This window comes from Campylobacter sp. MIT 21-1684 (assembly GCF_026241315.1).
GTDB lineage: Bacteria > Campylobacterota > Campylobacteria > Campylobacterales > Campylobacteraceae > Campylobacter_D.
Genome location: NZ_JAPHNA010000043.1, coordinates 1 through 2,583, shown reverse-complemented (window position 1 = coordinate 2,583; position 2,583 = coordinate 1). Strand labels below are relative to the sequence as shown.

Annotated in this window: 3 protein-coding genes; 1 reads left to right on the top strand and 2 read right to left on the bottom strand. The window is 31.1% G+C overall.

Annotated features, from left to right (window positions below):
• The coding region (locus tag OQH62_RS08410; RefSeq protein ID WP_266016101.1) for a hypothetical protein at positions 1-798 on the top strand (798 nt) is incomplete at its 5' end.
• A gap of 160 nt (positions 799-958) precedes the next feature.
• On the opposite strand, the gene OQH62_RS08405 is transcribed toward OQH62_RS08410, so the two are convergent.
• Entirely contained in the window at positions 959-2,197 is a 1,239-nt protein-coding gene (locus tag OQH62_RS08405) for a Cj0814 family flagellar-dependent secreted protein (protein ID WP_266016099.1), read from the bottom strand.
• 22 nt (positions 2,198-2,219) lie between these two features.
• A partial coding sequence (locus OQH62_RS08400) for a hypothetical protein (RefSeq protein ID WP_266016098.1) occupies positions 2,220-2,583 on the bottom strand: 364 nt, incomplete at its 5' end.

The window sequence follows — 2,583 nt, the reverse complement described above, 5'->3', positions numbered from 1 at the left end:
GAGCTAAACATTGATAATGTTTTTAAGAAGCAATTAGGATTAAGAAGTATTACAAGCCTTTCTTTGCTAAGTACAGGCAATGCAAACTCTTATTCACTCTATCCAAATATTTTCATTAGTGGAGATCCAACAGTATGGAATGATACTAAGCAACTAACTTTAAATCAAATGTTTATCTACACACTCCACCCAAAACTAGATATACTCATTTCAACTAATGGGAATTATGCGAGAAAAGAATATAATAATTTCTTTACGAATGCTTACTCTAGTGAAAACAATTTCAATTTTAACTCTCTGTGGTTAGGTTTTATCTATACCGCAGAAGCAATAGCTGACTTTGTCCCACAAATCACATTCCAAACAGCATTAGTCCATAGAGAAAAAGCCATTAATGAAAATACAAACTTCTATTTCAAATCCCAAAACCTGCAAGGCGCATTAAGAGGATATAACGACCCTGTTGTGTATGGCATTTATGTCGGTGTTAACTACAATCAAAAACGCAATTTTTCCTTTGCAAAAATAGAATACGGCAATAGTTTCTATCTAGGAGGCGACCTCTCTATAATCCTAAGCCCTAAAATCACTTTAGACTTAGGAGCAGAACAACGTTTTCAAACTGAACAAAAAATTAATGGAAATCAAAACTCGCAGCTACGCTCTATCCCTACTATCTCTCTAGGTTCAACATACAGCCTCAACTCTAGCACAGCAATTTCTGTTAATAGTAGTTTTGGAGGAAGCTCTGCTGCACCTGATGCACTCTTTGGGATAAGTTTGTGGAAGAAGTTTTAAGGGATAAAATTAACAAAATACTAGAAGCACAAAAATTTAAAAAATGGACCAGAAACTAGTTATTCTTTTTAAAGCTTTCTTGTCGTTTTTCAGATGAATTACTACGATTTTAAGGCATAAAAAGTAGCCATCAACATTGATAAGGAAATAAATTTATAGCTTATGCTTTTATATCCACTTTTTTTGTTTTAGAAGCTATAAATTCTCTTAAAAAATTTGGATTTACTAAAATATTTAAGCCAATGCTTGTTTTAGAACTAATAAAATAGTGCAACTCTTTGTAATTAGAATTTGAACTTGACTTTTGATTGAAAAGAATATCTAATATTTCTTTCATTAGCTCCATTTTAGCAAGGTCTAAATTCTTATTAGAATTCTTATCTTTATAAGTTTGGCTCTTACTCTCCGTTTGTATAGACTTGAACGATTTTTTAGAGTTTTCTTCTTTGTTTCGAGTGTTTGTGCCTGAAAATGAAGCCATATTGTTTTGATGATTTTTCATTGCTTCATCGCTTTGAGCTTTCATTTTAAGCCATTCTTGTTTAAATCCCTCTACATCTGTAAATGTATCACCTAAAGTGAGTTCTTTGATTAAATTTTTTCCAATTTCATTTTCATTTTGTCCGTAAAGTATAGGATTTTCTTTCATAAAATTTATCAATTCTCTTCTTTCTTTAGCACCAAAATTCTCATCAAATCCAGCCAACTTTCCACTAACTGTCGTCTCGCCTCGCAAAAATGACACACCATTAGCCAAAAACGCCATCAAAACTCCGCCCTTAGAGATAGAACCATCTGCGTTTTTATAGGCATTTTCTCCTAAATTAATATGACGACTCGATTCAAAAATATCATTATTTTTATCAACAAAATCCAAACCAATACTAAGACTTGGAAAACTTAAGCAATCTAGTAGATTATTAAATAGACTTTCTTCTGTGTAACTGATATTTATATATTCTTCTTTGGTATAAATCTTTGTAAGCTCTAAACTTTTGTCATTGTATTGAAAATATTGTGGGAAATTTTCTAAGTCTTTTTGTGTAAAATTTCCACTAATTTGTGGTGTGAGTTGTGAAAAAACTTTATACGCCCTGCCTAAACTTTTCACAATATCAATATCTACAAAAATACTTAAATTATTTTTAAAGTCTTCCATTAAATTTTCAGCACCCCTTGCATAGATTTTAAACTCTTTTGGTATTCCTGCTACTTCGTTAAAACCACTTGTGAAATAGCCTTCACTATCCACGTCATAGCCTAAAATTCGGTTTATAGCTTTTGATGTATCTTGGACAACAAGAGAAGTATTATTTTTTGAAATAATATCTTTGTTTTTTGTGTTATTATCGACAGCTATGTGAATATTGTTTTGATATGAATTTATATTGTTTATCATTTTTTATCTAAAAATAAAATTCTTAATAAACTCTCAATCCACCAAAATATCTATCAAATTGATTTTTATATGAATTGCTTAATTGTCTAATGATTAGGTTATTATTAAGCACTTGGCTAGATAATTGATGAATACGACCACTAGGATCTAACATAATAGCTGAATAGGTAAAATAATTATACCTTTGCCCATTTCTATTTATAGACCAATTATTTTGAACCAAGAAGCCTAAATAATAATTAGATTGTTTTGGATCTTGCTCTAAAGTTGCTGTTCTCCAAGCACTTAATTCCCCAACTGTAAGTCTTTTACTGAATGCTCCAGCTTTGTGATTAGCGATGGCAAGGCAGGTATTGCCAATACATCGAGTTGATACAGGATACCAA

Excerpts from the sequence above, each read along its gene's own strand:
- OQH62_RS08405 (WP_266016099.1), bottom strand. The coding sequence starts at position 2,197 with ATGATAAACAATATAAATTCATATCAAAACAATATTCACATAGCTGTC.